The 26,365-nt window shown below is 70.9% G+C and carries 25 protein-coding genes and 5 pseudogenes; 21 read left to right on the top strand and 9 right to left on the bottom strand.

What is annotated here, in order from left to right; all coding sequences use genetic code 11:
* Positions 1–483, top strand: a pseudogene (locus CA983_RS15770) (serine/threonine protein kinase); the annotation flags it as partial.
* Here CA983_RS15770 and CA983_RS15765 read toward each other — a convergent pair.
* Positions 475–1,908 (bottom strand): serine hydrolase domain-containing protein, encoded by a 1,434-nt coding sequence (locus CA983_RS15765; RefSeq protein WP_086601529.1) that lies wholly within the window; start codon positions 1,906–1,908, stop codon positions 475–477. The pseudogene CA983_RS15770 and the gene CA983_RS15765 sit on opposite strands and share 9 nt — an antisense overlap.
* Before the next feature lie 72 nt (positions 1,909–1,980).
* Here CA983_RS15765 and CA983_RS15760 point away from each other — a divergent pair, with 72 nt between their 5' ends.
* The 3 genes from CA983_RS15760 to CA983_RS15750 all read left to right on the top strand — a co-directional run bounded on the left by CA983_RS15760 (position 1,981) and on the right by CA983_RS15750 (position 4,612).
* Positions 1,981–2,952: an LLM class F420-dependent oxidoreductase gene (locus CA983_RS15760; protein WP_086601528.1), complete on the top strand. Its 972-nt coding sequence runs from the start codon at positions 1,981–1,983 to the stop codon at positions 2,950–2,952.
* A 133-nt stretch (positions 2,953–3,085) separates the two neighbouring features.
* Positions 3,086–4,117, top strand: a complete 1,032-nt coding sequence (locus CA983_RS15755; protein WP_208636972.1) for a hypothetical protein — start codon at positions 3,086–3,088, stop codon at positions 4,115–4,117.
* A gap of 66 nt (positions 4,118–4,183) precedes the next feature.
* The gene (locus CA983_RS15750) at positions 4,184–4,612 is read left to right on the top strand and encodes an SsgA family sporulation/cell division regulator (protein WP_086601527.1); all 429 of its coding nucleotides are present in this window, start codon (positions 4,184–4,186) and stop codon (positions 4,610–4,612) included.
* Between the two features lie 93 nt (positions 4,613–4,705).
* Here the strand turns inward: CA983_RS15750 and CA983_RS15745 are convergent, their stop codons facing one another.
* Complete coding sequence (locus tag CA983_RS15745; protein ID WP_086601526.1) at positions 4,706–5,203, bottom strand: DUF6328 family protein; 498 nt, start codon at positions 5,201–5,203, stop codon at positions 4,706–4,708.
* Positions 5,204–5,348: 145 nt separating this feature from the next.
* Between CA983_RS15745 and CA983_RS15740 the strand changes: the two genes are divergently transcribed.
* The gene (locus CA983_RS15740) at positions 5,349–5,696 is read left to right on the top strand and encodes a hypothetical protein (RefSeq protein WP_086601525.1); all 348 of its coding nucleotides are present in this window, start codon (positions 5,349–5,351) and stop codon (positions 5,694–5,696) included.
* Between the two features lie 38 nt (positions 5,697–5,734).
* Here the strand turns inward: CA983_RS15740 and CA983_RS15735 are convergent, their stop codons facing one another.
* Entirely contained in the window at positions 5,735–6,718 is a 984-nt protein-coding gene (locus tag CA983_RS15735) for an aldo/keto reductase (RefSeq protein ID WP_086601524.1), read from the bottom strand.
* A 228-nt stretch (positions 6,719–6,946) separates the two neighbouring features.
* Between CA983_RS15735 and CA983_RS15730 the strand changes: the two are divergent.
* Positions 6,947–8,597 (top strand): annotated as a pseudogene (locus CA983_RS15730) (cholesterol oxidase substrate-binding domain-containing protein).
* Positions 8,598–8,687: 90 nt separating this feature from the next.
* On the opposite strand, the pseudogene CA983_RS47875 reads toward CA983_RS15730, so the two are convergent.
* A pseudogene (locus CA983_RS47875) lies at positions 8,688–9,023 on the bottom strand (FAD-dependent monooxygenase); the annotation flags it as partial.
* A gap of 291 nt (positions 9,024–9,314) precedes the next feature.
* Between CA983_RS47875 and melC1 the strand changes: the two are divergent.
* From melC1 to CA983_RS15705, 4 genes and pseudogenes are all read left to right on the top strand, one after another.
* Positions 9,315–9,680: an apotyrosinase chaperone MelC1 gene (gene melC1, locus CA983_RS15720; RefSeq protein WP_086601523.1), complete on the top strand. Its 366-nt coding sequence runs from the start codon at positions 9,315–9,317 to the stop codon at positions 9,678–9,680.
* Between the two features lie 32 nt (positions 9,681–9,712).
* Complete coding sequence (gene melC2, locus CA983_RS15715; RefSeq protein WP_086601522.1) at positions 9,713–10,534, top strand: tyrosinase MelC2; 822 nt, start codon at positions 9,713–9,715, stop codon at positions 10,532–10,534.
* 80 nt (positions 10,535–10,614) lie between these two features.
* A pseudogene (locus CA983_RS15710) lies at positions 10,615–10,863 on the top strand (MmyB family transcriptional regulator); the annotation flags it as partial.
* 57 nt (positions 10,864–10,920) lie between these two features.
* Positions 10,921–12,528, top strand: coding sequence for a hypothetical protein (locus CA983_RS15705; protein WP_244206907.1), 1,608 nt, complete (start codon positions 10,921–10,923; stop codon positions 12,526–12,528).
* On the opposite strand, the gene CA983_RS49185 is transcribed toward CA983_RS15705, so the two are convergent.
* Positions 12,463–12,678 (bottom strand): SbtR family transcriptional regulator, encoded by a 216-nt coding sequence (locus CA983_RS49185; RefSeq protein WP_341866670.1) that lies wholly within the window; start codon positions 12,676–12,678, stop codon positions 12,463–12,465. The genes CA983_RS15705 and CA983_RS49185 overlap by 66 nt on opposite strands.
* Here CA983_RS49185 and CA983_RS15695 point away from each other — a divergent pair.
* Positions 12,593–13,282, top strand: a complete 690-nt coding sequence (locus CA983_RS15695; RefSeq protein ID WP_341866669.1) for an SDR family oxidoreductase — start codon at positions 12,593–12,595, stop codon at positions 13,280–13,282. The two genes, CA983_RS49185 and CA983_RS15695, sit on opposite strands and share 86 nt — an antisense overlap.
* A 144-nt stretch (positions 13,283–13,426) precedes the next feature.
* Here the strand turns inward: CA983_RS15695 and CA983_RS15690 are convergent, their stop codons facing one another.
* Complete coding sequence (locus CA983_RS15690; RefSeq protein ID WP_086601520.1) at positions 13,427–14,014, bottom strand: TetR/AcrR family transcriptional regulator; 588 nt, start codon at positions 14,012–14,014, stop codon at positions 13,427–13,429.
* A 95-nt stretch (positions 14,015–14,109) separates the two neighbouring features.
* Between CA983_RS15690 and CA983_RS15685 the strand changes: the two genes are divergently transcribed.
* The gene (locus CA983_RS15685; RefSeq protein ID WP_086601519.1) at positions 14,110–15,153 is read left to right on the top strand and encodes an NAD(P)-dependent alcohol dehydrogenase; all 1,044 of its coding nucleotides are present in this window, start codon (positions 14,110–14,112) and stop codon (positions 15,151–15,153) included.
* Positions 15,154–15,407: 254 nt separating this feature from the next.
* Entirely contained in the window at positions 15,408–16,178 is a 771-nt protein-coding gene (locus CA983_RS15680) for a class I SAM-dependent methyltransferase (protein ID WP_158101866.1), read from the top strand.
* 387 nt (positions 16,179–16,565) lie between these two features.
* On the opposite strand, the gene CA983_RS15675 is transcribed toward CA983_RS15680, so the two are convergent.
* Positions 16,566–16,745, bottom strand: coding sequence for a hypothetical protein (locus CA983_RS15675; protein WP_086601517.1), 180 nt, complete (start codon positions 16,743–16,745; stop codon positions 16,566–16,568).
* Between the two features lie 38 nt (positions 16,746–16,783).
* Positions 16,784–17,203, bottom strand: a complete 420-nt coding sequence (locus CA983_RS15670; protein ID WP_086601516.1) for an Hsp20/alpha crystallin family protein — start codon at positions 17,201–17,203, stop codon at positions 16,784–16,786.
* A gap of 618 nt (positions 17,204–17,821) precedes the next feature.
* On the opposite strand from CA983_RS15670, the gene CA983_RS15660 reads away from it, so the two are divergent.
* Complete coding sequence (locus CA983_RS15660; RefSeq protein WP_086601530.1) at positions 17,822–18,244, top strand: Hsp20/alpha crystallin family protein; 423 nt, start codon at positions 17,822–17,824, stop codon at positions 18,242–18,244.
* A gap of 72 nt (positions 18,245–18,316) precedes the next feature.
* Here the strand turns inward: CA983_RS15660 and CA983_RS46685 are convergent, their stop codons facing one another.
* Positions 18,317–18,466, bottom strand: a complete 150-nt coding sequence (locus CA983_RS46685) for a hypothetical protein (protein ID WP_167407385.1) — start codon at positions 18,464–18,466, stop codon at positions 18,317–18,319.
* A gap of 206 nt (positions 18,467–18,672) precedes the next feature.
* Here CA983_RS46685 and CA983_RS15655 point away from each other — a divergent pair, with 206 nt between their 5' ends.
* The 7 genes and pseudogenes from CA983_RS15655 to CA983_RS15625 all read left to right on the top strand — a co-directional run.
* The gene (locus CA983_RS15655; RefSeq protein WP_086601515.1) at positions 18,673–19,029 is read left to right on the top strand and encodes a J domain-containing protein; all 357 of its coding nucleotides are present in this window, start codon (positions 18,673–18,675) and stop codon (positions 19,027–19,029) included.
* Positions 19,030–19,083: 54 nt separating this feature from the next.
* Entirely contained in the window at positions 19,084–20,952 is a 1,869-nt protein-coding gene (gene dnaK / locus CA983_RS15650; RefSeq protein WP_086601514.1) for a molecular chaperone DnaK, read from the top strand.
* 2 nt (positions 20,953–20,954) lie between these two features.
* Positions 20,955–21,500 (top strand): nucleotide exchange factor GrpE, encoded by a 546-nt coding sequence (grpE, locus tag CA983_RS15645; RefSeq protein WP_086601513.1) that lies wholly within the window; start codon positions 20,955–20,957, stop codon positions 21,498–21,500.
* Positions 21,501–21,623: 123 nt separating this feature from the next.
* Positions 21,624–22,016: a DUF2267 domain-containing protein gene (locus CA983_RS15640; protein WP_086601512.1), complete on the top strand. Its 393-nt coding sequence runs from the start codon at positions 21,624–21,626 to the stop codon at positions 22,014–22,016.
* Positions 22,017–22,315: 299 nt separating this feature from the next.
* On the top strand, positions 22,316–23,302 hold the full coding sequence (locus tag CA983_RS15635) for a hypothetical protein (protein WP_086601511.1): 987 nt from the start codon (positions 22,316–22,318) through the stop codon (positions 23,300–23,302).
* Positions 23,303–23,363: 61 nt separating this feature from the next.
* Positions 23,364–25,247 (top strand): HSP90 family protein, encoded by a 1,884-nt coding sequence (locus CA983_RS15630; RefSeq protein ID WP_086601510.1) that lies wholly within the window; start codon positions 23,364–23,366, stop codon positions 25,245–25,247.
* 2 nt (positions 25,248–25,249) lie between these two features.
* Positions 25,250–26,365 (top strand): annotated as a pseudogene (locus tag CA983_RS15625) (hypothetical protein); the annotation flags it as partial.

The raw sequence follows: 26,365 nt of genomic DNA, 5'->3' as shown, positions 1-26,365 counted from the left end.
GCCCCGGGCACGGGCCTGCCGCCCGGCTTCCGGACCTACCGCGCGCCGGAGGGCTTCTCCGTCGCGCTTCCCGCGGGCTGGGAGCCGCTGGACACCGATCGACAGGGCGATCTGCGGTACCGCGTGACCTTCGGTGCCGCCGGTGACGACCGCACGCTGGCCGTGACCTACAGCAAACGCGTGGGCCCGGATCCCGTGGCCGTGTGGCGGGACGACGTCGAACCCAACCTGGAGCGGTCCGGCGACTACCGGCGGATCGGCGAGATCCGCGCCACGACGTACCAGGGACGCGAGGCCGCCGACATGGAGTGGACGGCGGACGTCGACGGCACCCGGGTGCACACCTTCGGCCGGGGCTTCCTGCTGGGCGAGGGCCGGAGCTTCTCGCTGCGCTGGACGACCCCGGACGACGACTGGGAGGACAAGGCGAACCAGGAGGCGCTGCGGACCTTCCTGAAGACGTTCCGGCCGGGCTCAGACTGAGCCGCGCGGGGCGCGCAGGGAGGTGAGCCGGCCGGGGCCGAGGGGCTGCGTGCGCCAGCTCGCGGTGAGCGCACGGTCCGCGAGGGAGCACGTCAGCGCCAGGCGGTGCGGGGTCTCCAGGAAGGCCACTTCCACGGCCAGCGTGCCGGAGTCCGTCCACCCGCCGCTCACCGCGGTCGGGAGCGGCTTCTCCGCCACCGTCCAGCCCTCCGCTCCGATCCGCAGGTCCAGCCGGTCCTCACCCTCGGTGAGAGTGAGCGTCCAGCCGTCCGCGTCCGGTACGAGCCCGGCCGACAGAGCCGGACCGCCCCCCTTGGAGGACCCGAACTCGGCGGCCGCCCATTCCTCCGCCCGTTCCGGCGGTGCCGGCCTGCCCGGGGCGGGCGGCAGCGCGAGTCCGGCGAGGCGCTCCCGCAGGGCCTGGTCGGCGGCGTCCCGGCCGGGCAGCGGCTCGGGGCCGAAGGCGGGCAGCAGGTGCTGCCAGACGAGGTTCAGGTAGTCCTGCATCCGTTCGGTCGCCGCGGTCGTGGCGATCACCGCGTCGTGCTCGGGCAGCACCAGGCAGAACTGGCCGTACGCGCCGTCGCCCCGGTAGCCGTGCCGGGAGATCCAGAACTGGTAGCCGTAGCCCCGGTCCCAGTCCTGCCACTCGGCGTCTCCCATGGCTCCGGCGGTCGGTATGTGCGGGCGCGTGGCCCGGGCCACCCACCCTTCGGGCAGCAGCCGCTCGCCCTCCCAGACGCCGTCGCGCAGGTACAGCTCGCCGAGCCGGGCGACGGCGTCGGTGGTGGCGTGCAGACCGCTGAAGCCGATCTCGCGGCCGGTACGGCCTCGCTGCCAGAACACCTCGCCGATGCCCAGCGGATCCAGCAGCCGCGGGCGCAGATACGCGGTGAGCGACTGCCCGGTCACCCGCTGGACGATCGCGGCGAGGGTGTAGGTGGTGGGCTGGTTGTAGGCGAAGACGGTGCCCGGGTCGCGGTCCGGCGGCAGCAGCAGGAACCCGCGCACGGGCTCCTCCCGGTCCAGCGCGAAGACCTCATCGACGGTCTCCCGCTCGTGGCCGCTCGACATGGACGCCACGTGCCGTACGAGCATGGCCCGGCTGCGCGGGTCGGTGATCTCGGCCTCCAACTCCGGGAAGTACGAGATCACCGGCGCGTCGAAGTCGAGCAGCCCCTCGGCCTCGGCCAGGGCGGCGGCTGTCCCGGTGAAGCTCTTGCTGAGCGAGTACAGCAGGTGGGGGCGGTCGGGGGTGTACGGCGCCCACCAGCCGGAGGCGACCAGCCGGCCGTGCCGCATGATCATCAGGCTGTGCGGCTCGATCTCGGGGGCCGCTTCGAGGGCGTCGAGGAAGGCGTGGACGCCGGACGCGTCGACGCCCTGGGCGGCGGGGCTGTCCACGGGCAGAGAGGAGGCACTCATGGGGGCATCCTGCCCCCGCCGGGGACCTTGATCGAGCAGTTTTCACGCCCGTTGTCAGGGGACCCGGCGGTTATGGTGCAAATCGGATACACGATGATGACCGAGCAGGCCGGCCCCCGAGAACTCGTCGACCATGTGGTGCGGGCCGAGGAGGCGGGCTTCGACTTCTCGGTGACCTCCGACCACTACTTCCCCTGGCTGCGCTCGCAGGGGCACTCGCCCTACGCGTGGGCGGTGCTGGGTGCGGCCGCCCAGGCCACGTCCCGTATCCCGCTGATGACGTACGTGACCTGCCCGACGTTCCGCTACCACCCGGCGGTGGTGGCGCAGAAGGCGGCGACGGTCCAGTTGCTGTCCGAGGGCCGGTTCCGGCTGGGCCTCGGCTCCGGCGAGAACCTCAACGAGCACGTGGTGGGCGGCGGCTGGCCGGCCGTCGACGTACGGCACGAGATGTTCGAGGAGGCCGTGGAGATCATCCGCGCCCTCTTCAAGGGCGGCCACGTCAACCATCACGGCACGCACTTCGACGTGGAGTCGGCCCGGCTGTGGGACCTGCCGGACGAGGCGCCTCCCATCGGCATCGCCGTCTCCGGGGAGCAGTCGTGCGAGCTCGCGGGCCGGCTGGGCGATCTGGTGATCGCCACGGAGCCCAAGGCGGGCCTGCTGGAGGCGTTCGACCGGCACGGCGGCGAGGGCAAGCCCCGCGTGGGCCAGCTGCCGGTCTGCTACGACCCCGACCGGGACACGGCCATCAAGCGGGCCCACTCCCAGTTCCGCTGGTTCGGCAGCGGCTGGAAGGTCAACTCGGAGCTGCCGCACCCGGATTCCTTCGAGGCGGCGACCCAGTTCGTCACGCCCGACGACGTCGCCGCGTCCATCCCCTGCGGCGACGATCCGGACGCGTTCGTCGAGGCCGTCCGCCCGTACGCCGAGGCCGGTTTCACCGAGATCGCCCTGGTCCAGATCGGTGGCGACTCGCAGCCGGCGTATCTGGACTGGTCGGAGAAGACCCTGTTGCCCGCCCTGCGCGACGCGTTCGGCTGAGGTCCGCCCTCGCCCTGGGGCCCGAGACGTCGCCCCGGGGAGAAACGGTTCACGCCGACCGGCCCGCCATGGGCACGTATAGGCTGCCGACCTGCACATACTCAACCGGCCAGCCTATTCAGGAGAGTCGTCCGTGACCCTAGCGATCAACCCGCCCGAAACCTCCCCGGCGCCCGTCTGTGAACCGATCGCGCGGGACGCGCGGGAGTTCGGGGCGTACGCCCGGACCGGAGGGTGGGCCTTCGGGCTGAAGGTGGCGCGCAGCGTGCGGCCCGGCGGGCAGGGCTCGGACGAGACGCCGAAGGTGTCGGCGAAGGAGTTCGCGGAGCTCGCCGGGTGCTCCCCCGAGCGGGTCATGCGCTACTACAAGGCGTGGGACCGGGCGGCCGACGACGGGCTGGTCCCGCACTTCGAGGCCCTGACGCCGGGACAGGAGGTGGAACTGCCGGACGCCGACGTGTGGCTGAGTTACTACGTCTCCCGCTCCGGCGCCACCTCCGAGCGCGGCACCGCCATCGCGGAGGCCGCAGAGGCGGAGGGCATCCGGCCCACGAAGGCGCTGGAGGTCGCGGAGAACCCCACCGCCCTGCGCGCCGCGATCCTCGCCGACCCCGCCACCGCCCGCGCGGCCCGCCAGGCCCTGCTGGACCGGGTCAGGGAGGACCCCGAACTCCAGTCCGAGCTGGCCCGTGACGTGGTACGCACGGACGAGCTGAAGAAGGCCGTCGCCGGCGAGAGCAGGGCGGCCGACCGGATCGGATACGTGCGCCAGATCGCCGAGTCGGGGCAGATCAAGACGCCCGCCGGGCAGACCGTGGACGCGCCGGCGGACCTCCGTCAGGAGGCCGAGCGGCACCTGTCGCTCATCGACGAGCTGGACGAGGACGAGGACGCCGGCGAGTGGGCCGCCGAGGCGTACGACACCATGAAGTCCCTCGTCGTCGAGACCGTCGAGACCGACCCGGCGCTGCGGGTGCGGGAGCGGCGCACGAAGTTCTACAGCAGCCTCCAGAAGGCGACCAAGGTGTTCGAGGAACTCACCTTCGACGACGCCGGGGAGTTCTACGAGGACGACATGGTCCAGCGTCTGGAGGAGCTCCAGCGGGCCGTGGCCGTGTGCATCGAGTCCCTGCGCGGTGCCCGCGGGAATCACCCGGAGGGCTGAGCATCTTGCGCGTGTGGGGGGTACTAGAGGGCTCTACGTCGGTTGGTTCCTCCCGGAGGCCCTCTCGTGAACTCCTTCGTGCACAAGACCCTGGTGGTGCAGCTCCAGGCGGGTGACACGGACCGTTTCTCCGTGCTCGCCCACCTGAGCTACGACACCGCGGACCCGTTCGCCGTCACCGTGGTCTTCAGCCACGACGGCCGTGTCCTCGCCCGCTGGCAGCTGGATCGCGAGATGCTCGGCGAGGGGCTGCGGCGTCCGGTCGGGGTGGGGGACGTGCGGATGCGGCCCGAGTCGCTGGGCAGCATGTGGCAGGAGCTGCGCATGGAGTTCCTCGGTGACGCCCGCCCCGACGGCGGCCGCCACCACGCGGTGGTGTTCGCGTGGGCCCCGGCGTTCGCGGCGTTCCTGCGGGAGACCCACGAGATGGTCCCGCCGGGCCGCGAGGAGGTACGCGTCGACGACTTCTTGGCGGACGTCATCGCCGGAGGCTGACCCGGGAGCGTTCCCCGCTGACGAAACGAACCTGCGGTGCTGTCCGCCGGCGCCCACGCCGTGGTGGCCGACGGCGGACACCACCGCAGGCCGTCACTTCGCCGTGTGGCGGTGCCGGGTCCACAGAGGCAGGACGAACCAGCACAGCAGGTACCAGCCGACCACGCCGGCGACGAGGTAGGGCACGAAGCCGTCGTGCGTCGCCACGCGGAGTATCAGCAGCAGCGAGGCGGTCGTCGTGGCGAGCAGCAGTATGAGGCCGAGCAGTGTGAGCCGGGAGGCCAACTGCACCGCCTGGGGCTTGACGCGCCGCCCGGAGACGAGGCGGTGCAGGGACACCGGCCCGATGAGCGCCCCGGTCGCGCACGCGCCGAGGACGACCGTCACCAGGTAGATCGTCTGGTCCGTGTCGGTCAGGTCGTCGTACTTCTCGGTGAACACCACGGTGAGCAGAAAACCGAACAGGATCTGCACGCCCATCTGGGCCACGCGGACCTCCTGGATGAGCTCCTGCCACATCCGGTCCGCTCTCTCCTCCTCCGTCTCGTTGCGCCCCCGGCGCCTCGGCGCGCCCTCTGCCGTGTCCGCCACTGTTCCTCCCCGGGTGAGACATGAGTGCTTCTCTCACGCGGGTTCCCCGTAAGCGGCCGTCGTCCCGGCCCACAGGCGGTTTGACCGATCAGCGGGCGGTTACACGGACGGCGACTGAAGCACAGCCCGAGGAGGTCGTGGACGCATGTCCGGTACGCAGCTCACCGTCACGCTCAGCGGCGGAGGCGCCGACGACGCACGAGCGGTCGTCCGGGCCCTGGAAGGTACGTTCGGGGCGCCGGACGAGCTTCCCGCCGACGAGAACGCGACGGTGCACATGGCGACCTTCGACGGCGGCACGGACGCGAGTCCCGCGAGTGATGCCGGGGCGGAGGCCGAGCGCCTGTCCGCCCCGGTGACCGTCACCGTGCAGGGCGCCCCCGAGGCGGTGCGGCGCGCGAGCGACACGCTCACCCGGGCCTTCACGGCCCGCGACGACGGCGCCGCCTCCGGCGACCAGGAGCAGGAGAGGCAGCTGTTCCTGGTGCCGTGACGGGCCGGGAAAGGCCGAGACGGGACGAGAGGGCCGTGCTACCAGCGGGATTCCACCTGGTCCTTGATCCGCCGGTCGTAGAGGTCGCGGATCGCCGTCAGCGTCTCGCCGGACAGCTCCGGCAGACGGGCGGCCGCCGCGTTGGCGCGGGCCTGCTCGGGTGAGCGGGCGCCGGGGATCACGGTGGTCACGCCGGGCTGGTCGATGATCCAGCGCAGGGCCAGCTGGGCGGGGGTGTATCCCTCGGGGGCGAGCGCGGCGAACTCGGCGGCCGCCTCGACACCGGTGACGTAGTCGACGCCGGAGAAGGTCTCACCCACGTCGAAGGACTCGCCGTGCCGGTTGTAGGTGCGGTGGTCGTTCTCGGGGAAGACCGTGTCCCGCGTGTACTTGCCCGACAGCAGGCCGGAGGCCAGCGGGACACGGGCGATGATGCCGACGCCCGCTTCCCGGGCGGCCGGGAGTACCTCGCGCAGGGGCTTCATGCGGAACGGGTTGAGGATGATCTGCACGCTCGCCACGTTCGGCCGGGCGATCGCGGTCAGCGCCTCCGCACAGGTCTCGACGCTGACGCCGTACGCGGCGATCCGCTCCTCCTCGACCAGGGTGTCCAGGGCGTCGAACACCTCGTCCGTGGAGTAGACGGGCGTCGGCGGGCAGTGCAGCTGCACCAGGTCGATGCGGTCGACGCCGAGGTTGCGCCGGGAGCGGTCGTTCCAGGCGCGGAAGTTGTCGAGCACGTAGTTCTCGGGGATCTGGTCGACCCGGCGGCCCATCTTGGTGGCGACCAGGACGTGCAGGTCCGGCCTGCCGCCGAGGAACGCGGCGATGGTCTGCTCGCTGCGGCCGTCGCCGTACACGTCGGCGGTGTCGAAGAAGGTCACCCCGGCCTCGGCCGCCGCCTCCAGTACCGCGAGGGCTTCCTTGTCGTCGACGTCTCCCCAGTCGGCACCCAGCTGCCACGTGCCGAGACCGACGACGGAAGCGTGCTGACCCGACCTGTCGAATGTGCGCTCGTCCATGGGCGTCAGTCTGTCATCCGTCACGGCCGCGCGTGGACCATCCGGTTCCGGGCCGCCGCCCCTGCCAGATTCACTCACACGAGTGAATAGAGTCGACAGGGACGCGTCAGGTGTCAACGGACCCCTAGCGTGGCTTGGGTGACCAGTGGTTCAGCGAGCAAGTTCCCGTCGGACGAGGCGCGTTGGTCGCGCCGGGGTTTCCTCCTCACCGCGGCCGCGCTGGCCGCCGTGCCGGGGCTGCCGGCGGATCCGGCCGCCGCCGCGGCGGAGTTGCCGGACTTCCCGGCGGACGTCGCGCTGTACCGGTCGGCGTACCGGAACTGGGTCGGCGAGATCACCGCCGACGGGCTGTGGGCCTGCGCGCCGGGAAGCCCCGGCCAGGTGGTCGACGTCGTCAACTGGGCCTGGCGGCACGGTTGGCGGGTGCGCGCCCGGGGCGCCGCGCACGGCTGGTCGCCCCTGACGGTGACGGAGGGGACGCCGTCCGGCGCACCCGTCCTCCTCGTCGACACCGCACCTCACCTGACCGGCCTCGCCCTGGACTCGCCGGCCGCCGTACGCGCCGGCACCGGCGTGACCATGGAGGCCCTGCTCACCTTCCTGGAGGACCACGGCCTCGGTGTCACGGCGGCTCCCGCTCCCGGTGTCCTCACGCTGGGCGGTGCCCTGGCGATCGACGCGCACGGCACCGCCGTTCCCGCGCGGGGCGAGCGACGCCTGCCGGGGCACACCTACGGCTCGCTGAGCAACCTGATCCTGTCCCTGACGGCCGTGGTGTGGGACTCCCGGTCCGGCGCGTACGCGCTGCGCACGTTCCACCGTGACGAAGGGGACAGCGCCGCGCTGCTGACCCATCTCGGACGGTCCCTGGTGACCGAGGTGGTGCTGCGGGTGGGCTCGAACACCCGTCTGCGGTGCGTGAGCCGTACGGACATCCCGGCCGGCGAGCTGTTCGCCGCGCCCGGCTCCGGGAACGGGCGCACGTTCGCGAGCTTCCTGGAGGAGGCCGGGCGGGTCGAGGCCATCTGGTTCGCCTTTCACCGAGCACCCCTGGCTGAAGGTGTGGAGCGTCTCCCCCACCCGGCCGCTGACCTCCCGGCACGTGACACGGCCGTACAACTACCCGTTCTCCGACAACGTCCCGACCCCGGTGGCAAAGCTGGTGGGCCGTATGACGTCGGAGGCGGCCTGGTATCTGGCGCCGGTGCTCGGCGCCGCGCAGTACGACGCTGCCGCGCTCGGGCTGGTGGCCACACTGTCCGGTGACATCTGGGGACCGTCCAAGAACACGCTGCTGTATCTGAAGCCGACCACCCTGCGGGTCCACGCGAACGGCTATGCCGTGCTCACGTCCAGGGACCGGGTGCAGAAGGTCGTCTCCGAGTTCGCCGTGTTCTACCGGGAGCGGCTGACGGCGTACGCGGCCCGGGGCAGCTTCCCGGTCAACGGGTCAGTGGAGATCCGGGTGACCGGACTGGACGACCCGGGCGATGCCGGGGTGGCCGGGGCCCGTTCGCCGCTGCTGTCCGCGCTCCGGCCGCGCGCGGACCACCCCGAGTGGGACACGGCCGTGTGGCTGGATGTCCTGACGCTGCCGGGTACGCCGGACGCGGAGGCGTTCCTGCGCGAGATCGAGCGGTTCCTGCTGCGCGCGTACGACGGCGGGTCCGCCCTGACCCGGGTCGAGTGGTCCAAGGGGTGGGCGTACACGGACGACGGGGTGTGGAGCGACGAGGAGGTGCTGGGCTCGGTGGTGCCGGCCGCGGTCGGTTCGGCCGAGTGGGCCGAGGCGGACGCGGTGCTGGACCGGCTCGACCCGCACCGCATCTACGGCAACGCCTTCCTGGACCGGCTGTTCGGGCAGGGCGCCGAGGGGTGAGGCGCCCCTCGGCCTGGCGCTGCGTTTGTTCGTAGCGGGCGAGGGCCTGTGGGGCTTTGCGTTCCCGTTCGTAGCGGGCGAGGGCCTGTGGGAGTTGCGTTGTCGTACGTAGCGGGCGAGGGCCTGTGGGAGTGCGGAGTGCTCGCGAAGGGTGGCGGCCAGGGTGATCGCGTCCTCCAGGGCGAGGGTGGTGCCGGCGCCGACGGAGTAGTGCGTGGTGTGGGCGACGTCGCCGAGCAGGACGAGGTTGTCGCGGTACCAGGTGCGGTTCGTCAGGTGCGGAAGGTCCGCCAGGGCGTGCCGCCGGGGCGGCCGAGCAGGGTGCCCTTCCAGGACGCCGGCGAAGAGCTTCTCCAGCAGCGACCGCCCGTCGTCCTCGCTCGCCCGGTCCAGTCCGAGTCCGGTCCAGGTCTCGGGCGCGCACTCGAAAGCGTCATCGGCCGGACCGCCGAATCGCGTCAGATTCTCGAAGTGACGCGCACCACGGGCGGGTGGCCGCAGGGGGAGAAACATCCGCCACAGCGCCCGCCGCGAGCGGAACTTCCCCCTCCCCGCCCGTCCGAATGCCTCTTACAGCAAGATCATCTTCGTTCAACCTTGCACGACATAAGGGGACTTGCCCGATTCGCAGCCAACCGGCTCGCGTGAATTTCTCCCGGTACCGGACGGGCCGATAGGCATGTGCGGTCATCAGCCGAACGAACTCAGGAGATCCGCATGCCGGAACTCAGCCGTCGCCGTGCGCTCAGCGCCGCGGCCGTTGCCGCCACCGCCGCGGGGACATGGTCGGCAAGCGCCCCCGCCACGGCCACCGGGCACCACGACTCCCACGGGACCTTCGACGAGGTCTACAAGGGCCGCCGGATACAGGGCCGCCCGGCCGCCGGAGCCGGTCACCACCACCACGGCGCGGGATACGCGGTGTTCGTCGACGGCGTGGAACTGCACGTGATGCGCAACGCCGACGGCACGTGGATCAGCGTCGTCAGCCACTACGACCCGGTGCCCACCCCGCGCGCCGCCGCCCGCGCCGCCGTGGACGAGCTCCAGGGCGCGCCACTGCTGCCCTTCCCGGCCAACTGACCTTTCACGCAAGGCATCTGGAGCACCCGCACATGACCGTCCGCAAGAACCAGTCCGCCCTGACCGCCGACGAGAAGCGGCGTTTCGTCACCGCGCTCCTGGAGTTGAAGCGCAGCGGCCGCTACGACGACTTCGTCACGACGCACAACGCGTTCATCGTCTCCGACACCGACGACGGCGAGCGGACGGGGCACCGCTCACCGTCCTTCCTGCCCTGGCACCGAAGATTCCTCCTGGAGTTCGAGCGGGCGTTGCAGTCGGTGGACGCGTCGGTGGCGCTGCCGTACTGGGACTGGAGCGTCGACCGTTCGCCGCGCGCCTCACTGTGGGCGCCCGACTTCCTCGGAGGCACCGGGCGCGAGCGGGACGGCCGGGTGACGGACGGGCCGTTCTCCGCGTCGTCGGGGAACTGGCCGATCAATGTGCGGGTCGACGGCCGTACGTTCCTGCGACGGTCTCTAGGTGCCGGGGGACGCCAGTTGCCGACGCCGGCCGAGGTCGAGTCGGTGCTGTCGATACCCACGTACGACATGGCGCCCTGGAACAGCGCCTCGGACGGTTTCCGCAATCACCTCGAAGGGTGGCGGGGCGTCAACCTGCACAACCGTGTCCACGTGTGGGTCGGCGGGCAGATGGCCACCGGGATGTCCCCCAACGATCCGGTGTTCTGGCTCCACCACGCCTACATCGACAAGCTGTGGGCCGAGTGGCAGCGGCGACACCCGGGCTCCGGCTATCTGCCTGCCGCGGGCACGCCGAATGTGATCGACCTGCGCGAGACGATGAGGCCCTGGCACGACACGACCCCGGCGGATCTGCTGGACCACACGGCGCACTACACGTTCGACGCCTGAGCCCCGGGGGGTTATGGGCTGTCAGTGGCCGATGGTGGCCAGGACTCCCAGCCTTCATCCGCAACTGCCGTCTCGACAGCGTCCAGTTCCTGAACCCGGCGGGCAGGGACTTCTTCCCCGACTGGGAGGAGTCCCTGCCCGCCACGGTGTCCCTGCTGCGCACGGAGGCCGGACGGGCTCCCGGCGACACCGGTCTGACCGGGCTGACCGGGCTGACCGGGCTGATCGCTGAACTCGTCACCCACAGCGAGGAGTTCCGCACTGCCTGGGCCAAGCACAACGTGCGCCTGCACCACACCGGCCGCAAGGCCTTCCGCCACCCGGTCATCGACCGTCGTCGGCATTAATGCCGTACTCGTCTTCCACGCTCCAGGCAGGATGCCTCTGTGCATCACATCCTGTGCGGGCTCGCCGCCAACCCAGCCCTGTCGTCCGAGCTGGTCGACCGCCTGATATCCATGGCGGACGACGAGATCGCCACACACCTCGCCTATCGCGCGGACCTCAGCCGCGCACAGGCGGTCGCGTTGGCCGAGCGCGTCGAGGAGAGCGCGGTGCACCTCGCGTACGAGGGTCGGCTGACCGCTGCCGACGTCGATCCCTCTGTCCGGCCGGATGCCGCCCTCGCCCTGCTCGACCGAGGCGCCGGCCGACCGGAATGGGCACGTCTCCTCGCGGCGGACCCGGTCCTTGAACGCCGGGAGAAGCTGGCAGCCTGCCCCGGCCTTCCGTCCGACGTGGTGGACACGCTCGCCGTGGACCCGGACGTACGTGTCGTCGCCGAACTCGCGTTGTGGACCACGTCAGAGGTGGCCGCGAGGCTCGCGGCGCATCCGCACGCCGAGGTGCGCCGCGCGGTGGCGGGCAACGAGGCGACACCCCCGGCGGTACTGGCAGCGTTGGTGACCGGGGAAGGGCTGCCCGCGGCACGACGCTGTCTGGTCTGTGACCGCCGGGAGACCCCCTTCGTTCACGATCCGCACTGCCCACGGCTCGACTGCGATCTGCCACCGGGCGCCTCCTGTGACGGCACCCACGAGTCCACCGTCCACGACGTGCGGCAAGCTGCACTGCGTAACCCGGCCACACCCGTCGAAGCCGTCGTCGGTTTCGTGAACCATCCGTCGATGCTGCTGCGCTGGGCGCTCGCCACCCGCCAGGACCTGCCCCGCCCGGCGTGCGCACAGCTCGCCTCGGACCCCACTGCGGGCATCCGCGCCGACCTTGCCGAGAATCCCGCGATCGACGATGCCCTGATCCGGGTGCTGGCCGGCGACCGCGACCCCGATGTGCGCCGCAGCCTCGCACACCACCCTCGCGTACCGCTCGACGTGCTCACCCACCTGGCCCGAACCGCCAAGATCGGCTCCACTCTGCTGCCCCGTATCGCCACCTCGTCTCCCACCGAGGTCGAGGAGTTGGCCGCGTCACCGGAGCCGGCTGCCCGCATGCTCGTGGCCCAACGACGCGATCTGCCCCCCGAGATACGAAACCGGCTGGCCGACGATCCCGACGCGAAGGTGGTCAAGGCCCTCGCTCCGCACCCTGGCCTCACCGAAGCGCAGTTGCGGGCCATGGTCGACCGACACGGCGTCCGTGTCGTGGCCAAGGTAGCGACCAACCCGGACGCGTCCCCGGCACTGCTGGAGGACCTGGTCCAGCACGAACCAGCCGTGCAGAAGGTGTTCCGCGAGGTTGCCCGGCATCGCAGCGCCACGGCCTCGGCACTGCTCGTCTGCCTGACGGACGAACAGGCCAGCCCCGTAGCCGCCGGCCACCCAGCAGTCCCGCCACCGGTCCTCGTCGAACTGCTCGCCGACCCGGACGGGCAGGTAGGGGAAGCGGCAGCAGCCAACCCATCCCTGCCCCCTGCCGTGATGTCGGACCTGGTGGACCTGGCGCTCACTGCTGGTGCACGGCAGGACGCCTCACCGGTCCGCGTCCTGTCGGCGAAGGCCGTCGAGGATGACGTTCATCAGAGGCCGTGCCGTTGATTCCCACTCGTCCCGCTCCAGTCGGCCGAGGTAGGCGATGAGCAGGAGGACACTGCGGGCGTCGATGTCCGTGCGGATGGACCCGGCCGCTTTTCCGGCGTCCAGCAGGTCACCGAGAGCCCCTTTCGCGGCGCGCCGTGGCGAGCGCATCGACGCCATAGCGCAGGACATCCGGGAGGAGGGCGGCCGTGCTGCCACGTGCGTCGTCGACGTCACCGAGGCCGAGGACCTGCGGCGCCTGGTCTCCACCACCGTCGACCAGTACTGCCGTATCGATGTACTGGTGAACAACGCCGGCATCGCTTCGATCAGCCCGCTGGCCGACCTCGACACCGACGGCTGGTCGGCCATGATCGATGTCAACCTTCGCGGCATGCTCAACGGCGTCGCCGCCGCGCTGCCCGTCTTCCGCGAGCAAGGCTCGAGCATCATCTCCGTGGCCGGCCTGTCATCCGTGTCCCCCTCAATGGCCGTCTACGCCGCGACTAAGAACGCGGTGCGCACCGTCCACGAGGGACTGCGCACGGAGTCCACCGACGGGGTCGTGCGCACGACAGCCATTTCGCCGGGATACGTCCGCACCGATCTCGTCGACTCCATGGCAGACCCGCAGATCCGCGAGCAGACGCGCAAGCACATGGACGCGATGGGAATCCCTCCGGCGGCGGTCGCCCGCGCGGCGGCCTTCGCCATCGAGCAGCCCGGTGATGTCGAGATCGGCGAGATCAACGTTCGCCCCACCGTCCAGGCATGACACTTGCTGTCACCGGTCAGGTGAGACGGTCGCCGGCCGCTTGCGAACGGCACTGTCTACGACGCCTGGCAGCAGCACGAGCCCGACGCGCCGGTCGTCGACGCATGGTGACCAGAGCCATCGGAATCCAGCGACCAACCGGCCTCAGTCGGCTGTCATGGCGCGGCGGACGCTCTCGCGGAGCAGGGCGCGACGCTGCTCGTGCAGTTCGGGGGGCTCCTGTGCGGTCGCCGCGTAGACATTGCTGACCGGCGACCAGGCCATGGACATGGCGATGACCATGGCCATGATGTCGAACGGGTCTCCCTGGCGTACCAGGCCGGCGGCTTGGGCCTCGGCGATGGCGCGCAGCTTGATGTCGTCGAGGCGGTCGGGGTCGTCGACCAGATGGCCGGCCGGGCGTCGCTCCAGGCGTGCCCAGGTGGCCAGTCGGATGAGGTCGGGACGGCGGAGATACTCGTCGTAGAGGCGTACGGCCCAGTCCGCGAGGTCCGTGGCGTCGATCGGGACGACGTTCACGATCCGTTCCAGCGAGCCGAAGAAGATGGCGGCGAAGAGCCCCTCCTTGCTGCCGAAGTAGGCGTAGAGCTGCGCCTTGTTGGTGCGTGCGCCGGCCACGATCCGCTCCACGCGCGCTCCGGCGATCCCATGCTCGGCGAACTCCTGGGTCGCCACATCGAGGATGCGTTGGTATGTCGCGGCTCCGCGCGAGGTCAGGGGCTGATCAGCCATGCCCCCACCGTACCAAACAGAACAGTTGGTTTGCCTCGCTAGGCCAGTGGCCCTACTCTCGAATAGACCAACCGGTCTGTCTATGAGGAGGCGTCGTGAGGAAAACCATTGGCTGGCAGGCGGAAGGTCCGTCGACGACGCTACGGCGGACGCCGCTGGAACGGCGCGACCTGCGCCCCGACGACCTCGCGGTCCGCGTGGACTATTGCGGCGTCTGCCACACCGATCTGCACGCCGTCAGCGCCCGGGCCGGCGAAGGAGGCCGGCCCCTGGTGCCCGGGCACGAGTTCACGGGCGTGGTGACCGAGACCGGACCCGCGGTCACCCGCTTCACGGTCGGCGACCCGGTCGCGGTGGGCAACATCGTCGATTCGTGCGGCGAGTGCGCCATGTGCCGGGCCGGCCAGGAGAACTTCTGCCACGCCTTCCCGACCCTGACCTACGACGGCACAGACCGGCACGACGGATCGACCACACTGGGGGGCTACTCCCGCGAGTACGTCGTCCGCGACCGTTTCGCCTACTCCCTTCCCGCCGGCCTGGATCCGGCCGCCGCCGCTCCTCTGCTCTGTGCCGGGATCACGGTCTGGGAACCGCTGCACGCCCTCGGCGTGGGACCGGGAACCCGCGTCGCCGTGGCGGGACTGGGCGGCCTGGGCCACCTCGCGGTCAAGATCGCCGTGGCGCTCGGCGCCGACACCTCGGTCATCAGCCGCTCGCCCGGCAAGGCCGACGACGCTCGCCGTCTCGGCGCCCACGGCGTCATCGTCTCCACGGACCCGGAACAGCTGGCTGACGCCCGTGACCGGTTCGACGTCGTCATCGACACCATCTCCGTCCCGCACGACCTCGGCCCTTACCTGCGCCTGGTCGCCATGGACGGGACGCTCAGCCACCTCGGGCACCTCGGACCCGTCACCGTGGAGACCACGGACCTGCTCGTGGGCCGCAAGAAGCTCAGTTCCGCAGGCAGCGGCGGCAGGCTCGCGACCGCCGCCATGCTGGACTTCTGCGCCGAACACGGCATCACCGCCGACATCGAGCTGTTCCCATCGGCACGTGTGAACGAGGCCCTCGACCGTCTCCGGCGCAACGATGTCCGCTACCGCTTCGTACTCGACATGTCCGACCTGGGCTGAACGGCGAGGTCCATAGAACCGCAGTACGTCCGAGGGTTCGCCGGTCCGGGGCCCCGATCCGCTGCATCTCGCGGAGGTCGGGCTGGGGCGCACGCCGTGCCGTGCGGTTTCGCCTCGGTGCGCCCCGTCCCGCCGCTCACCCCGGTGTGCCGCTCACCAGGTGGGCGTGCCGGCCATGTCACTGTCGCGTCGTTGACGGGCCATCAGCGGCGCGTCCGGCAGGGCAGGCCGCTTCGGACGGAGGGAGAGCGGGAGTGGAACCGCACAAGACGGTGGCGGCGGGGAGGCTGTGCACAGAGGAGGAGTCCTACCGGGAGGCCTTCAGCCGGTTCCTGGCGGGGACGGACGAGAAGATCACCACTCACTCCTACCTGCAAGGAATCGTGCAGAGCCTGCCTGCCCGGCGGGTGTTCCTCGACGTCGGCGCCGCGGACGGCACCACCACACGGCATCTCGCCCCGCACTTCGAGCGCACCATCTGCATCGAGCCGAGCGAGCCGATGCGACGCACCCTGGCACTGGCATGCCCCCAGGCCGAAGTGGTGGCCGAACCCGTCCTTCAAGCACGGATCGACGCGCGACCCGATCTGGCACTGTTCTCCCACGTGCTCTACTACATCCCGCGCGACCAATGGGCAGCGACAGCGCAGCGCATCCTCAACTGGCTGGCACCAGGCGGCCTCCTGCTCATCCTCCTGCAGAACCCGGACGCCGCCTGTATGCGCATGGTGCACCACTTCACCGGACTCCGCTTCGACCTGAGAGAGCTGGCCGACGAACTGGCCACGCTCCCTCCCGGGGTGGTCGGCACCATCGACCTGGACCTCGTGCCCGCCCGCTACCGCAGCCACAACCTGGACGAGACGGTCGCGGTCGCCGACTTCCACCTCAGCATCCCCGGCAGCTCCTCCCCCACCCGAGATTCGGTCGAGCAATACGTCGAGCAACACTTGCGTGACGGCGACGGCGGATATGTCCTGCGCCACGACCAGCACGTGTTGCGCATCAAACGTCCGGCGCTGTGAACGCCACCGCACGTCCCTCACGGGGCCTGGCGGGCGGCCCGGGCCGCTGCTCGTCCGTCGACTAAGACGGGGCGTCCCGTTCCATTGAGCACCTGCAGGTCCGGCGTGCCCAGGGGCAGCGTCCCGCACGCCATCGCGGTGGTACTCGTACTGGATCACCCAGCGCCGGCTGGGGCGCCGGGAGTACCGTCGCCGAGCCGGTGGACGCCGGGTCTTCGCTCACCGCCCATGGTGGAGAAGTCGATCAGGCCGAAGGCGGCGAACACGGTCATCTCCCGGCGTGCGGTCGAAGGCCGTCTGCCTGACGGTCATGGGCCAGGCAGACGGTGACGGGTCCGGCCATTTCCGAGAAGTTCTGTCATGAGGCCCAGGACAGCCCGCAGGTCTTCAAGACACCCTGCAGTGCTCCTTGGCGCTCAGGACGGTTCGTAGCCGCTGGTAGCGGTCGAGGTCCTCCCACGTGTCGAGGTCGGGCGGGCCCGGGTTGCGGCGTCCGGTGCTCCAGGCCCAGATGCCGGCGGCGATGCCGACGAAGAGCGGGACGAGCAGCCACAACAGGGCGCTCACGATTCCACCTCCTGCGACGTGGCGTACGGATGGATGCCTCAGGCCGTGAGCTGCTTGGGTCCGCCGCCGGAGATGGCGATCTTGCGGGGCTTCGCGTGTGCGGCCAGCGGGAGGCGCAGAGTGAGGACGCCGTTGTCGTAGGCAGCCTCGGCGGCTTCGGAGTCCAGGGCGTCGGACAGGGTCAGGCGACGGGTGAACCGGCCGGTGGGGCGCTCGGTGAGTACGGCCTTGGCGCCCGCCGGGATCGGGGAGTGGCGCTCGGCGGTCAAGGTGAGCGTGTCCCGCTCCACGGTCAGTTCGATGCTGGAGCGGTCCATACCCGGCAGATCGAACTGCACGTAGAGAGCCTCATCATCGCGCCAGGCATCCGCCGGGATGACGGCGTCGGCCGCGGCGGCATGCGCGAGCTGATGCGTCAGCCGATCGAGATCACCCAGAGCGCCGGTACGCGCGAGCATTCCCCTTCTCCCTTCATTCGTGGACGGCGACCGTCAGGGGGCGGCCCGACGGACGAGGCCGTTTCTTCGTATAGCCCATCGCCATATATTTGACAAGTTTCGACTGGATGAAGTTGACAGCAACCAACTCAACTTAGTCCGGAAGGCAGGTGAGCATCGTGACGCGGCTGCACCTCGACGGTGGCGATCTGGTGGTGCGTCTGCCCTGGGCGATGGGCGCTTGCTGTGCGGCGCCGCACCGTGCGGCTGCCGCTGAGGTTCACGGGCGAGGTCCGCGTCGAGCCGCACTGGTGGCGCGCGGTGCGTCCGCGCCCTGGGCGCCGCTACCGGTTCCGCCCGGGGCGCTGGTGCGTGGGTGAGGTGGAGCACCACCGCGGCAGGGACTTCATCGCCGTGCGGGCACGGGGCCCGGTGCTCGTGGTGTCAGCGTCCGGCCGTGACGCCCCGTACGCCCGACTGGCCCTGTCCACCGACGAGCCGGAAGCCGACGCCATGTGGCTGCGGCATACAGTTGCCCAGAGCCCCGAGAAGTTGAGCCCAAGGGAGTCAACTTTCCGGCTGTGTGGTATATCAGATGTAGAGCGAAGGACGCGGTGACGCGTGATAGGAGGGATGGACATGCTGATGCGTACGGATCCCTTCCGCGAGCTTGACCGGCTTGTCGATCGGGTCTGGGGCACGGCCGCGCACCCGGCCGGCATGCCGATGGATGCCTGGCGCGAGGGTGACACGTTCGTCGTGGAGCTGGACCTGCCGGGCGTGACCCCGGAGTCCATCGACCTCGATGTCGAGCGCAACGTCCTGACGGTGAAGGCCGAACGCAAGCCGACGTACGGCGACGACACCGACACGGTGATCACCGAGCGGCCCGCGGGGACGTTCAGCCGACAGCTGTTCCTCGGCGAGACCCTCGACACCGAGAGGATCGAGGCCTCCTACGACGCGGGCGTGCTGAAGCTGCGGATCCCGGTCGCCGAGCAGGCCAAGCCCCGCAAGATCGCCATCAGCGGCGGCGGCGACCGCCAGGAACTCAACAGCTGACGGATCAGCCGGACCACCCAGGCCCCGGGCTGCGGCCCGGGGCCTGGCCGCGTCCGGCAGGCGCGTGCGCGGCTACCGGGACGGCTGTTCCGGCCGGCCGCCGTCGGCGTCGAACACCTTGGTCCAGGTGGCCCCGCAGCGGCATCGGGAGTGCTCGATCAGTTCTCCTGCTTCGGACACGCTCAGCCCCTGGCTGAGTCGCACGTGCACATGATCGCCCATGAGGTGCTGCTTTCCTTGAGGTCCGTTGTGCGACTCAGGGTGGATGCTTGGCGCTTTCATTGGCAATGCCGCAGATCACACCATGTGTCCGAGTCGGTGTGCGGCAACCTCTACGCCCGCTTGACAAGACCCGACTCAAGTTTTATTTCAGGACTATGAGCAAGCAGGCGTGAAAGCGCAGCTCGCGGAGGCGAGGAGGTGTCGGCATGCCGACGCGGGACCAGGCAGTGGACCTGTACGCGGTGCTGGGGGTGGAGCCCTCGGCGACGGCCGAGCTGATCACCTCCGCCTTCCGCGCCCGGGTGCGCGAACTGCGCCCCGACACCCGAGTCGACTCGACCACCGCCGCGCGGTTCGGCGAGGTGCGGGAGGCCTACGAGACCCTGCGCGACCCGGTCCTGCGCGCGGCCTACGACCAGTCCCGTCAGCCGGCGTACGACCGCGGGCGTGACTCGGGCCCGTCCGTACGTCCTGCGCGGCGCTACGTCGTGTTGCTCGGCACCGCACGCCCCGAGCCTCCGCTGCGCGCCGGTCCCGTCCGGTGGGAGCGCACGTTCCGATGAGGTCCCGCGCCCCCGCACGGCACGTGAATCAGCGAGGCGAGGAGGGAGAACCAAATGGCACGGTCGGTCGGTATCGACCTCGGTACGACGAACTCGGTGGTCTCGGTCCTCGAAGGTGGCGAGCCCACCGTCATCACCAACACGGAAGGCGCGCGCACGACCCCGTCGGTCGTGGCCTTCGCCAAGAACGGCGAGGTCCTGGTGGGCGAGGTCGCCAAGCGACAGGCCGTGACGAACGTGGACCGCACCGCGCGCTCGGTCAAGCGGCACATCGGCGATCATTCCTGGCGGTTCCCGGAACACAGTGACATCGACGGCAAGAGGTACACCGCGCAGGAGATCTCCGCCCGGGTGCTGCAGAAGCTGAAGCGGGACGCGGAGGCGTACCTCGGCGAGGACGTCACCGACGCGGTGATCACCGTCCCGGCGTACTTCGACGACTCCCAGCGGCAGGCCACGAAGGAGGCCGGTGAGATCGCGGGCCTGAAGGTGCTGCGGATCATCAACGAGCCGACGGCGGCGGCCCTGGCGTACGGCCTGGAGAAGGGGAACGACCAGACGGTGCTGGTCTTCGACCTGGGCGGCGGCACCTTCGACGTGTCGCTGCTGGAGATGGGCGAGGGCGTCATCGAGGTGAAGGCCACCAACGGCGACACCCACCTGGGCGGCGACGACTGGGACCAGCGGGTCGTCGACCACCTCGTGAAGCAGTTCAAGAACCACTACGGCGTCGACCTGTCGAAGGACAAGATGGCCGTGCAGCGGCTGCGGGAGGCCGCGGAGAAGGCCAAGATCGAGCTGTCCAGCTCGTCGGAGACCACGATCAACCTGCCCTACATCACCGCCTCCGCCGAGGGCCCGCTGCACCTCGACGAGAAGCTGACCCGCGCGCAGTTCGAGCAGCTGACGGCAGACCTGCTCGAACGGTGCAAGACGCCGTTCCACAACGCGATCAAGGACGCCGGGATCAAGGTGTCCGACATCGACCACGTGGTGCTGGTGGGCGGTTCGACGCGCATGCCGGCCGTGACCGAGCTGGTGAAGGGGCTGACGGGCAAGGAGCCGCACAAGGGCGTCAACCCGGACGAGGTCGTGGCCGTGGGCGCCGCGCTCCAGGCGGGTGTCCTCCGCGGCGACGTCAAGGACGTGCTGCTGCTCGACGTCACCCCGCTGTCCCTGGGCATCGAGACCAAGGGCGGCATCATGACCAAGCTCATCGAGCGCAACACCACGATCCCGACCCGGCGTTCCGAGATCTTCACCACCGCCGAGGACAACCAGCCGTCGGTGACCGTGCAGGTCTACCAGGGCGAGCGGGACATCGCCGCGTACAACAAGAAGCTCGGCATGTTCGAGCTGACCGGTATCGCTCCGGCACCGCGCGGCGTGCCGCAGATCGAGGTGGCCTTCGACATCGACGCCGACGGCATCATGCACGTCTCCGCCAAGGACCTGGCCACCGGCCGCGAGCAGAAGATGACCGTCACGGGCGGTTCGGCCCTGCCCAAGGACGACATCGACCGCATGGTCCGCGAGGCCGAGCAGCACGCCGAGGAGGACCGTCGGCGGCGCGAGGCGGCGGAGACACGCAACCAGGGCGAGCAGCTCGTCTACTCGACCGAGAAGCTCATCAAGGACAACGCGGAGAAGATCCCGGCGGATGCGAGGAGCGAGACCGAGACGGCGCTGGCTGAGCTGAAGGAGAAGCTGAAGGGAGAGGACACGGCGGCGATCCGGCAGGCGATCGACCGTACGGCGCAGGCCGCGCAGCGGATCGGCACGGCGCTGTACGAAAAGTCGCGGGTTGAGCAGCCCGCGGGTGACACTGGTGCCGCCGCGGGCGGCGGTACCGCCGGCGGCTCGTCCGAGGATGAAGTGGTGGACGCCGAGATCGTCGACGACGACAAGCGGGAGGCCGGCTGACGATGACCGGGAGCGGGCCGCAGGCGACCGAGTTGGCGGAGCTGCGGCGCCTGGTGGAGGAGCGGACCGCCGACCTTCAGCGGGTGAAGGCCGAGTACGACAACTACCGCAAGCGGGTCCGGCGGGATCGCCTGGCCGTACGTGAGATCGCGGTGGCCAACGTACTCCGGGCGCTGCTGCCTGTGCTGGACGCAGTGGACCGGGCGTGCGCGCACGAGCCGCTCACGCCCGGCCTGGAGGACATCGCCGACAGCCTGAGTGAGCAGCTCGGCTCGCTGGGCGTCACGTCGTTCGGTGAGGTGGGAGATCCGTTCGATCCCGTCTGCCACGACGCCCTGGCACACCACGCCTCCCCCGACCGGGACCACCTGGTCTGCTCGGCCGTCCTCCGGCCCGGCTACCGCCTCGGCGACCACCTGCTGCGCCCGGCCCACGTGGAGGTCACGGGGCCGGCTCCGCCCGCGAGGAACGCGCACGGGGCCGACCCCGGCGTACGGCCTTCCACCGACGGCGGTGCGCCGCCGCCCTTCCCCATCGCGCGAAGCTGACCGGGCTCGGGGCGCATCATGCGCATCGGCGGTGACCGTCGCATGGGCCGACCTACCTGGGTACCGGGAAAGAGGGCATCGCACCGATGCCCTCGACGCTCCAGCAAGCGGAGGTGACGAACGATGCAGTACCACGAGTACCTCGCCCGCGTACGCGAGCTCGGCGAATACGGCAGCCAGGAAGAAGCCGCGAAGGTCACCGAAGCCGTCTTGAGCGTGCTGGCCCACAGGATCAGCCCCGGCGAGGTGGACGACCTCGCCGCCCAGCTGCCCGGACCCCTCGGGCAGGCGCTGACCGCTGCCAAGCCGCAGCAGGCCGAGAGCTTCGGGATCGACGAGTTCTACCGCAGGGTCGCCGAGCGTATCGGCGCCCGGCCGCGCACCGCCGAGTGGGACGCCAGCGCCGTCCTGACCGCCGTGGCCGACGCGGTCAGCGGCGGCGAGCTGAACCAGATCCTCAGCCAGCTCCCCTCCGGCTACGCCGTCCTGTTCGGCAGGGCCGATCTCGCCGGCTGACACGCCCGGCCGGCCGGCGTGGGCYGAGCACGGCGTACGCCGGCCGGCTGCCGGCTGCCGGCCTCATCACGCCTGGCACGCCCTCCCCCGGCGCCCCTCTCCTCCAAGTCGGCGCCGATGACGAGGCACTCGGACTGTGCCGCTCTGAGCACCTTCTCGCCACCCAGCGGCCGTAGACGCCCGTAAGGCCAGCTGCCGCACTCGCCGGTGAAGCGCGCGTGAAAACCCTGTGGAAGCGGTGTCATAGGTGCCGCATATGCTGCACCGGACGATCACGTGGGATCAGGGGAGGGCGCGGCATGTTGGGCAAGCTGTTCGGCAGGGGTGCGGAGAGACCGGTGGCGGATCCGCATGCCCTGCCCGTCCCGCGCAGGCAGAAGCACGGGATGTACACGCTGCGTGCGCTCGGGGACGCTCGGGTGCTCGCGCTGGTGGAGGCGGCCGACGCGGGTGACTGGGAGGCGGTGAAGGCGGCGCTGGTCCCCTTCGATCTCGGCCGCGACCATCAAGTCCTCGGTGAGCTGGCCGACCTGGACGGTGTGCAGGACTGGATCGGCCGGGCGGTCGAGGAGGACAAGGAGCACCGGGCGACGGCCCTGCTGATATCCGGGACGCGCCACATCAGCTGGGGCTGGGAGGCGCGCACCGCCGCGCGTGCCGTGAACGTCACGCAGGAGCAGTGGCGCGTCTTCCACGAGCGGCTCCACATCGCCGAGGAGCAGCTGCTCGAAGCCGCCGAACTACGGCCGGACTGGGTCACTCCGTGGCGTCGCCTGCTCACCTCCGGCCGGGGCATGTCGCTGGGCCCCGCCGTCAACGAGACCCGGCGCGACGCCGCCCTGCGCCGCGACCCGCTGGACCTGGAGACGCACCTGGAGTGGCTGTCGCAGTTGCAGCCGCGGTGGGGCGGCAAGCCGGGCCAGGCCCTGGCGTTCGCCCAGGAGGCGCTCGCCCGCGCCCCGCAGGGGCACCGCCTCGGCTGCGTGATCGCCATGGCGTACATCGAGGAGTGGGTCGAGGCGGAGCGCGGGGACTACCTCGAAACCTCCGAGATCCAGGCGCAGTTGCGGGAAGCGGCCGACCACAGCATCCTCCACCCCGCCTACGTGTACCGCCCGGGCTGGCAGCACGACTTCAACATGTTCGCCATGGCCCTGTCGCTGGCCGGCGAGCGCCACACGGTCCGGCGCGTCTTCCAGACGCTCGACGGCGCCTACACCAGCTGGCCCTGGACCTACTTCGCGGAGCCCGAGAAGCAGTTCGCCCGCCACCACCGCCGCGCCTGAGCGGACCTCGGACCACGATCCAGCCCCGCCACCCGTCACTCCTCCCACTCCGGACTGCCCGATGACTCTGCCCGACACCGCCGCGAACCCGGCCGGCGCCGACCGCACCTTCCAGGTGGATCTGCGCGGCCTCGTCGATCTCCTCTCCCACCACCTCTACTCCAGCCCCCGCGTCTACCTGCGCGAACTGATGCAGAACGCGGTGGACGCGCTGACCGCCCGGCACGGCCTCGAATCGGCCGCACCCGCCGGCGCCCTCGGCATCCGCCTGTACGCCGACGGTTCGGTGGTGCGCGTCGAGGACGACGGCGTCGGTCTCACCGAGGCCGATGTGCACACCTTCCTCGCCACCATCGGCCGCAGCAGCAAGCGCGCGGAGCGGATCGCCGAGCAACGCGGCGACTTCATCGGCCAGTTCGGCATCGGCCTGCTCTCCTGCTTCCTGGTGGCGGACGAGATCCACGTCCTGAGCCGCTCCGCCCGCACCCCCGACGCCCCCGCGGTGGAGTGGCGGGGGCGCGGTGACGGCAGCTACACCGTCCGCACCCTGCCCGCCTCCGCCCGCCCGGCGCCCGGCACCACCGTCACGCTGACGCCGCGCGCCGACGCGGGCGAGTGGACCCGCCCGGCGCAGGTGCACGCGCTGGCCCGGCACTTCGGCTCCCTGCTGCGCCACCCGGTGACCTTCGACGACGGCACAGGCTGCCCGGGGTCTCCGGGTGGCCCGGGTGCTCCGGGTGGTCCTGGCGCGTCCGTCAATCCCGAGCCCGCGCCCTGGGCGCGTACGTACCCCACACCGGGAGCCCGTTCCCGCGCGCTGGCCGCGTACGGCGAGGAGGTCTTCGGGTTCACCCCGCTGGACACCATCGAGCTGGACCTGCCGGCCGTGGGCCTGAAGGGCATCGCGTGCGTGCTGCCCGAGGCGGTGCCGGCCGGGCGCCGCCACGGCCACCGGGTGCACGTCAAGGGCATGCTGCTGTCCGAGCAGGCCGAGGAGATCCTGCCGGAGTGGGCGTTCTTCGTCCGCTGTGTCGTCGACGCCGAGAGCCTGCGCCCGACGGCGTCGCGTGAGTCCCTGTACGAGGACGATACGCTCGCCGCCGTCCGTGAGGCCCTCGCCGAGCGGCTGCGCGCGTGGATCGCCCGGGCCGCCGCCAGCGACCCGGACCTGCTGGCCCGCTTCCTCCAGGCCCACCACCTGGCCGTGAAGTCGCTCGCGGTGCACGACGAAGAGATCCTGCGGATGCTGCTGCCCTGGCTGCCGTTCGAGACCACCGACGGGCACACCACCCTCGACGAGTTCGCGCGCACCCACCGGACCGTGCTCGTGACGTCGAGCGTGGAGGAGTTCCGGCAGGTCGCGGCGATCGCCTCGGCGGCCGGGCTGGGCGTCGTCAACGGCGGCTACACCTACGACCGTGAACTGGTCCACCGGCTGCCCGAGATCCGGCCCGAGGCGAGTGTCGCCGACCTCGACCCGGCGACCCTCACCGCCCACCTCGACCCCGTCGACCGGGAGACGGAACTGGCCGCCGCGGCCTACCTCGCCCTGGCCCGCGACGCCCTCGCCGTGTTCGACTGCGACGTCGCGCTGCGCACCTTCCAGCCCGCCAACGCCCCCGCCCTCCTCGTCGACAGCCGTGAGGCCCGGCACGAGCGCACCCGCTCCCAGCTCGCCCGCGAGCAGGAGGGCGGCCTGTGGGGCGACATCCTCGGCGCGCTGCGCCAGGAGGCTCCGCGGGCCCAGCTGATCCTCAACCAGCTCAACCCGCTGGTCCGTGCCGCCGTCGCCATCGACGAGCCCGAGCTGGCCCGCACCAGCGCCGAAGCCCTCTACGGGCAGGCCGCGATGCTGTCCCGGCGCCCGCTCAGGCCCGCCGAGTCGAGCCTGATCAACCGCTCCTTCCTCGACCTTCTCGCCCACGCCCTCCGCAAGGACAGCTGACGATGCCGACCGCACCCCATCCCCAGAGCACAGACGAGCTGTACCAGGCGCTTCAGGAGAACGACCGGCGCCCTTACGGCCGTACCCGCACCGTCACCGCCGAGGAACTGGTCGACGCCGCCGAGCAGTTCGCGGAGCCCGTCCCGCTGGTCCACGCGCTCCTCGAACTCCAGGAGGCGTACACCTACGGCTCCGAACCCCGCAAGTCGCCCGTCGTCTTCGCGCGCCTGCTCACCCTCTTCGACGAGCAGCCCGACGTCTTCGACGAGCGCCTGCGCCACATGCTGTTCTGGCGGTTCAAGTGGGTGGCCCACGCCCTGCGGCAGCTGCCCGAGATACCGCTGGCCAGTCTGCGCCAGTGGCTCACGGAGATGCGCGACCGGTACGAGAAGGCCGACCTGGGCCTCCAGCCCTACTACGGGCAGGCGTACCAGCTCGCCGCCCACGTCGGCGAGGACACCACCCCCGCCTACGAGCTGTGGGCGGCCCGCACCCGCACCCGGCTCAGCGACTGCGAGGCCTGCGAGATCTGCGAGCGCGCCCTGTACCACCTGACGGCGGGCGACGACGAGCGGGCGCTGCGCACCTGGGAGCCCGTCCTGGCCGGGAAGGAGTCCTGCCAGGAGGAGCCGACCCGCTCCGTGTCGTACGCACTGCTGCCCCTGCTGCACACCGGCCGCACCGACCGGGCCCGCGAACTGCACCTCGCCGGCTACCGCGGCTGCCGCCGCAACCCCTCGATGGCCCAGGAGGTCGGCCGGCACCTGGAGTTCTGCGCGCTGACCGGCAACGAGGCACGCGGCCTGGAGCTGCTCGCCGAGAACCGGAGCCTGTTCGAGGAGGTCGACTCGCCGCTGGACCTGCTCGGCTTCCTCACAGGCGTGGAGGTCCTCCTCCAGCGCGTCGAGTTCATCGGCCACGGCGAACTGCCGGCCGCCGGATACGCGGGCCGCACCTGGACGGTGGCCGGACTGCGCGCCGAGGTGCGCGGCCGCGCCGACGACCTCGCCGCCCGCTTCGACGCCCGCAACGGCACGACGGCCCACACCGACCGCCGCAGGGCCCGCCCTGCGGCGGTCGGTGTGGGCCGTCGTGCCGTTGCGGGCGTCGAAGCGGGC

It is taken from the genome of Streptomyces swartbergensis (genome assembly GCF_002148965.1).
Lineage (GTDB): Bacteria > Actinomycetota > Actinomycetes > Streptomycetales > Streptomycetaceae > Streptomyces > Streptomyces swartbergensis.
Note: the sequence above shows the minus strand (reverse complement) of the source record. Positions and strands in the feature narration are given on the sequence as shown.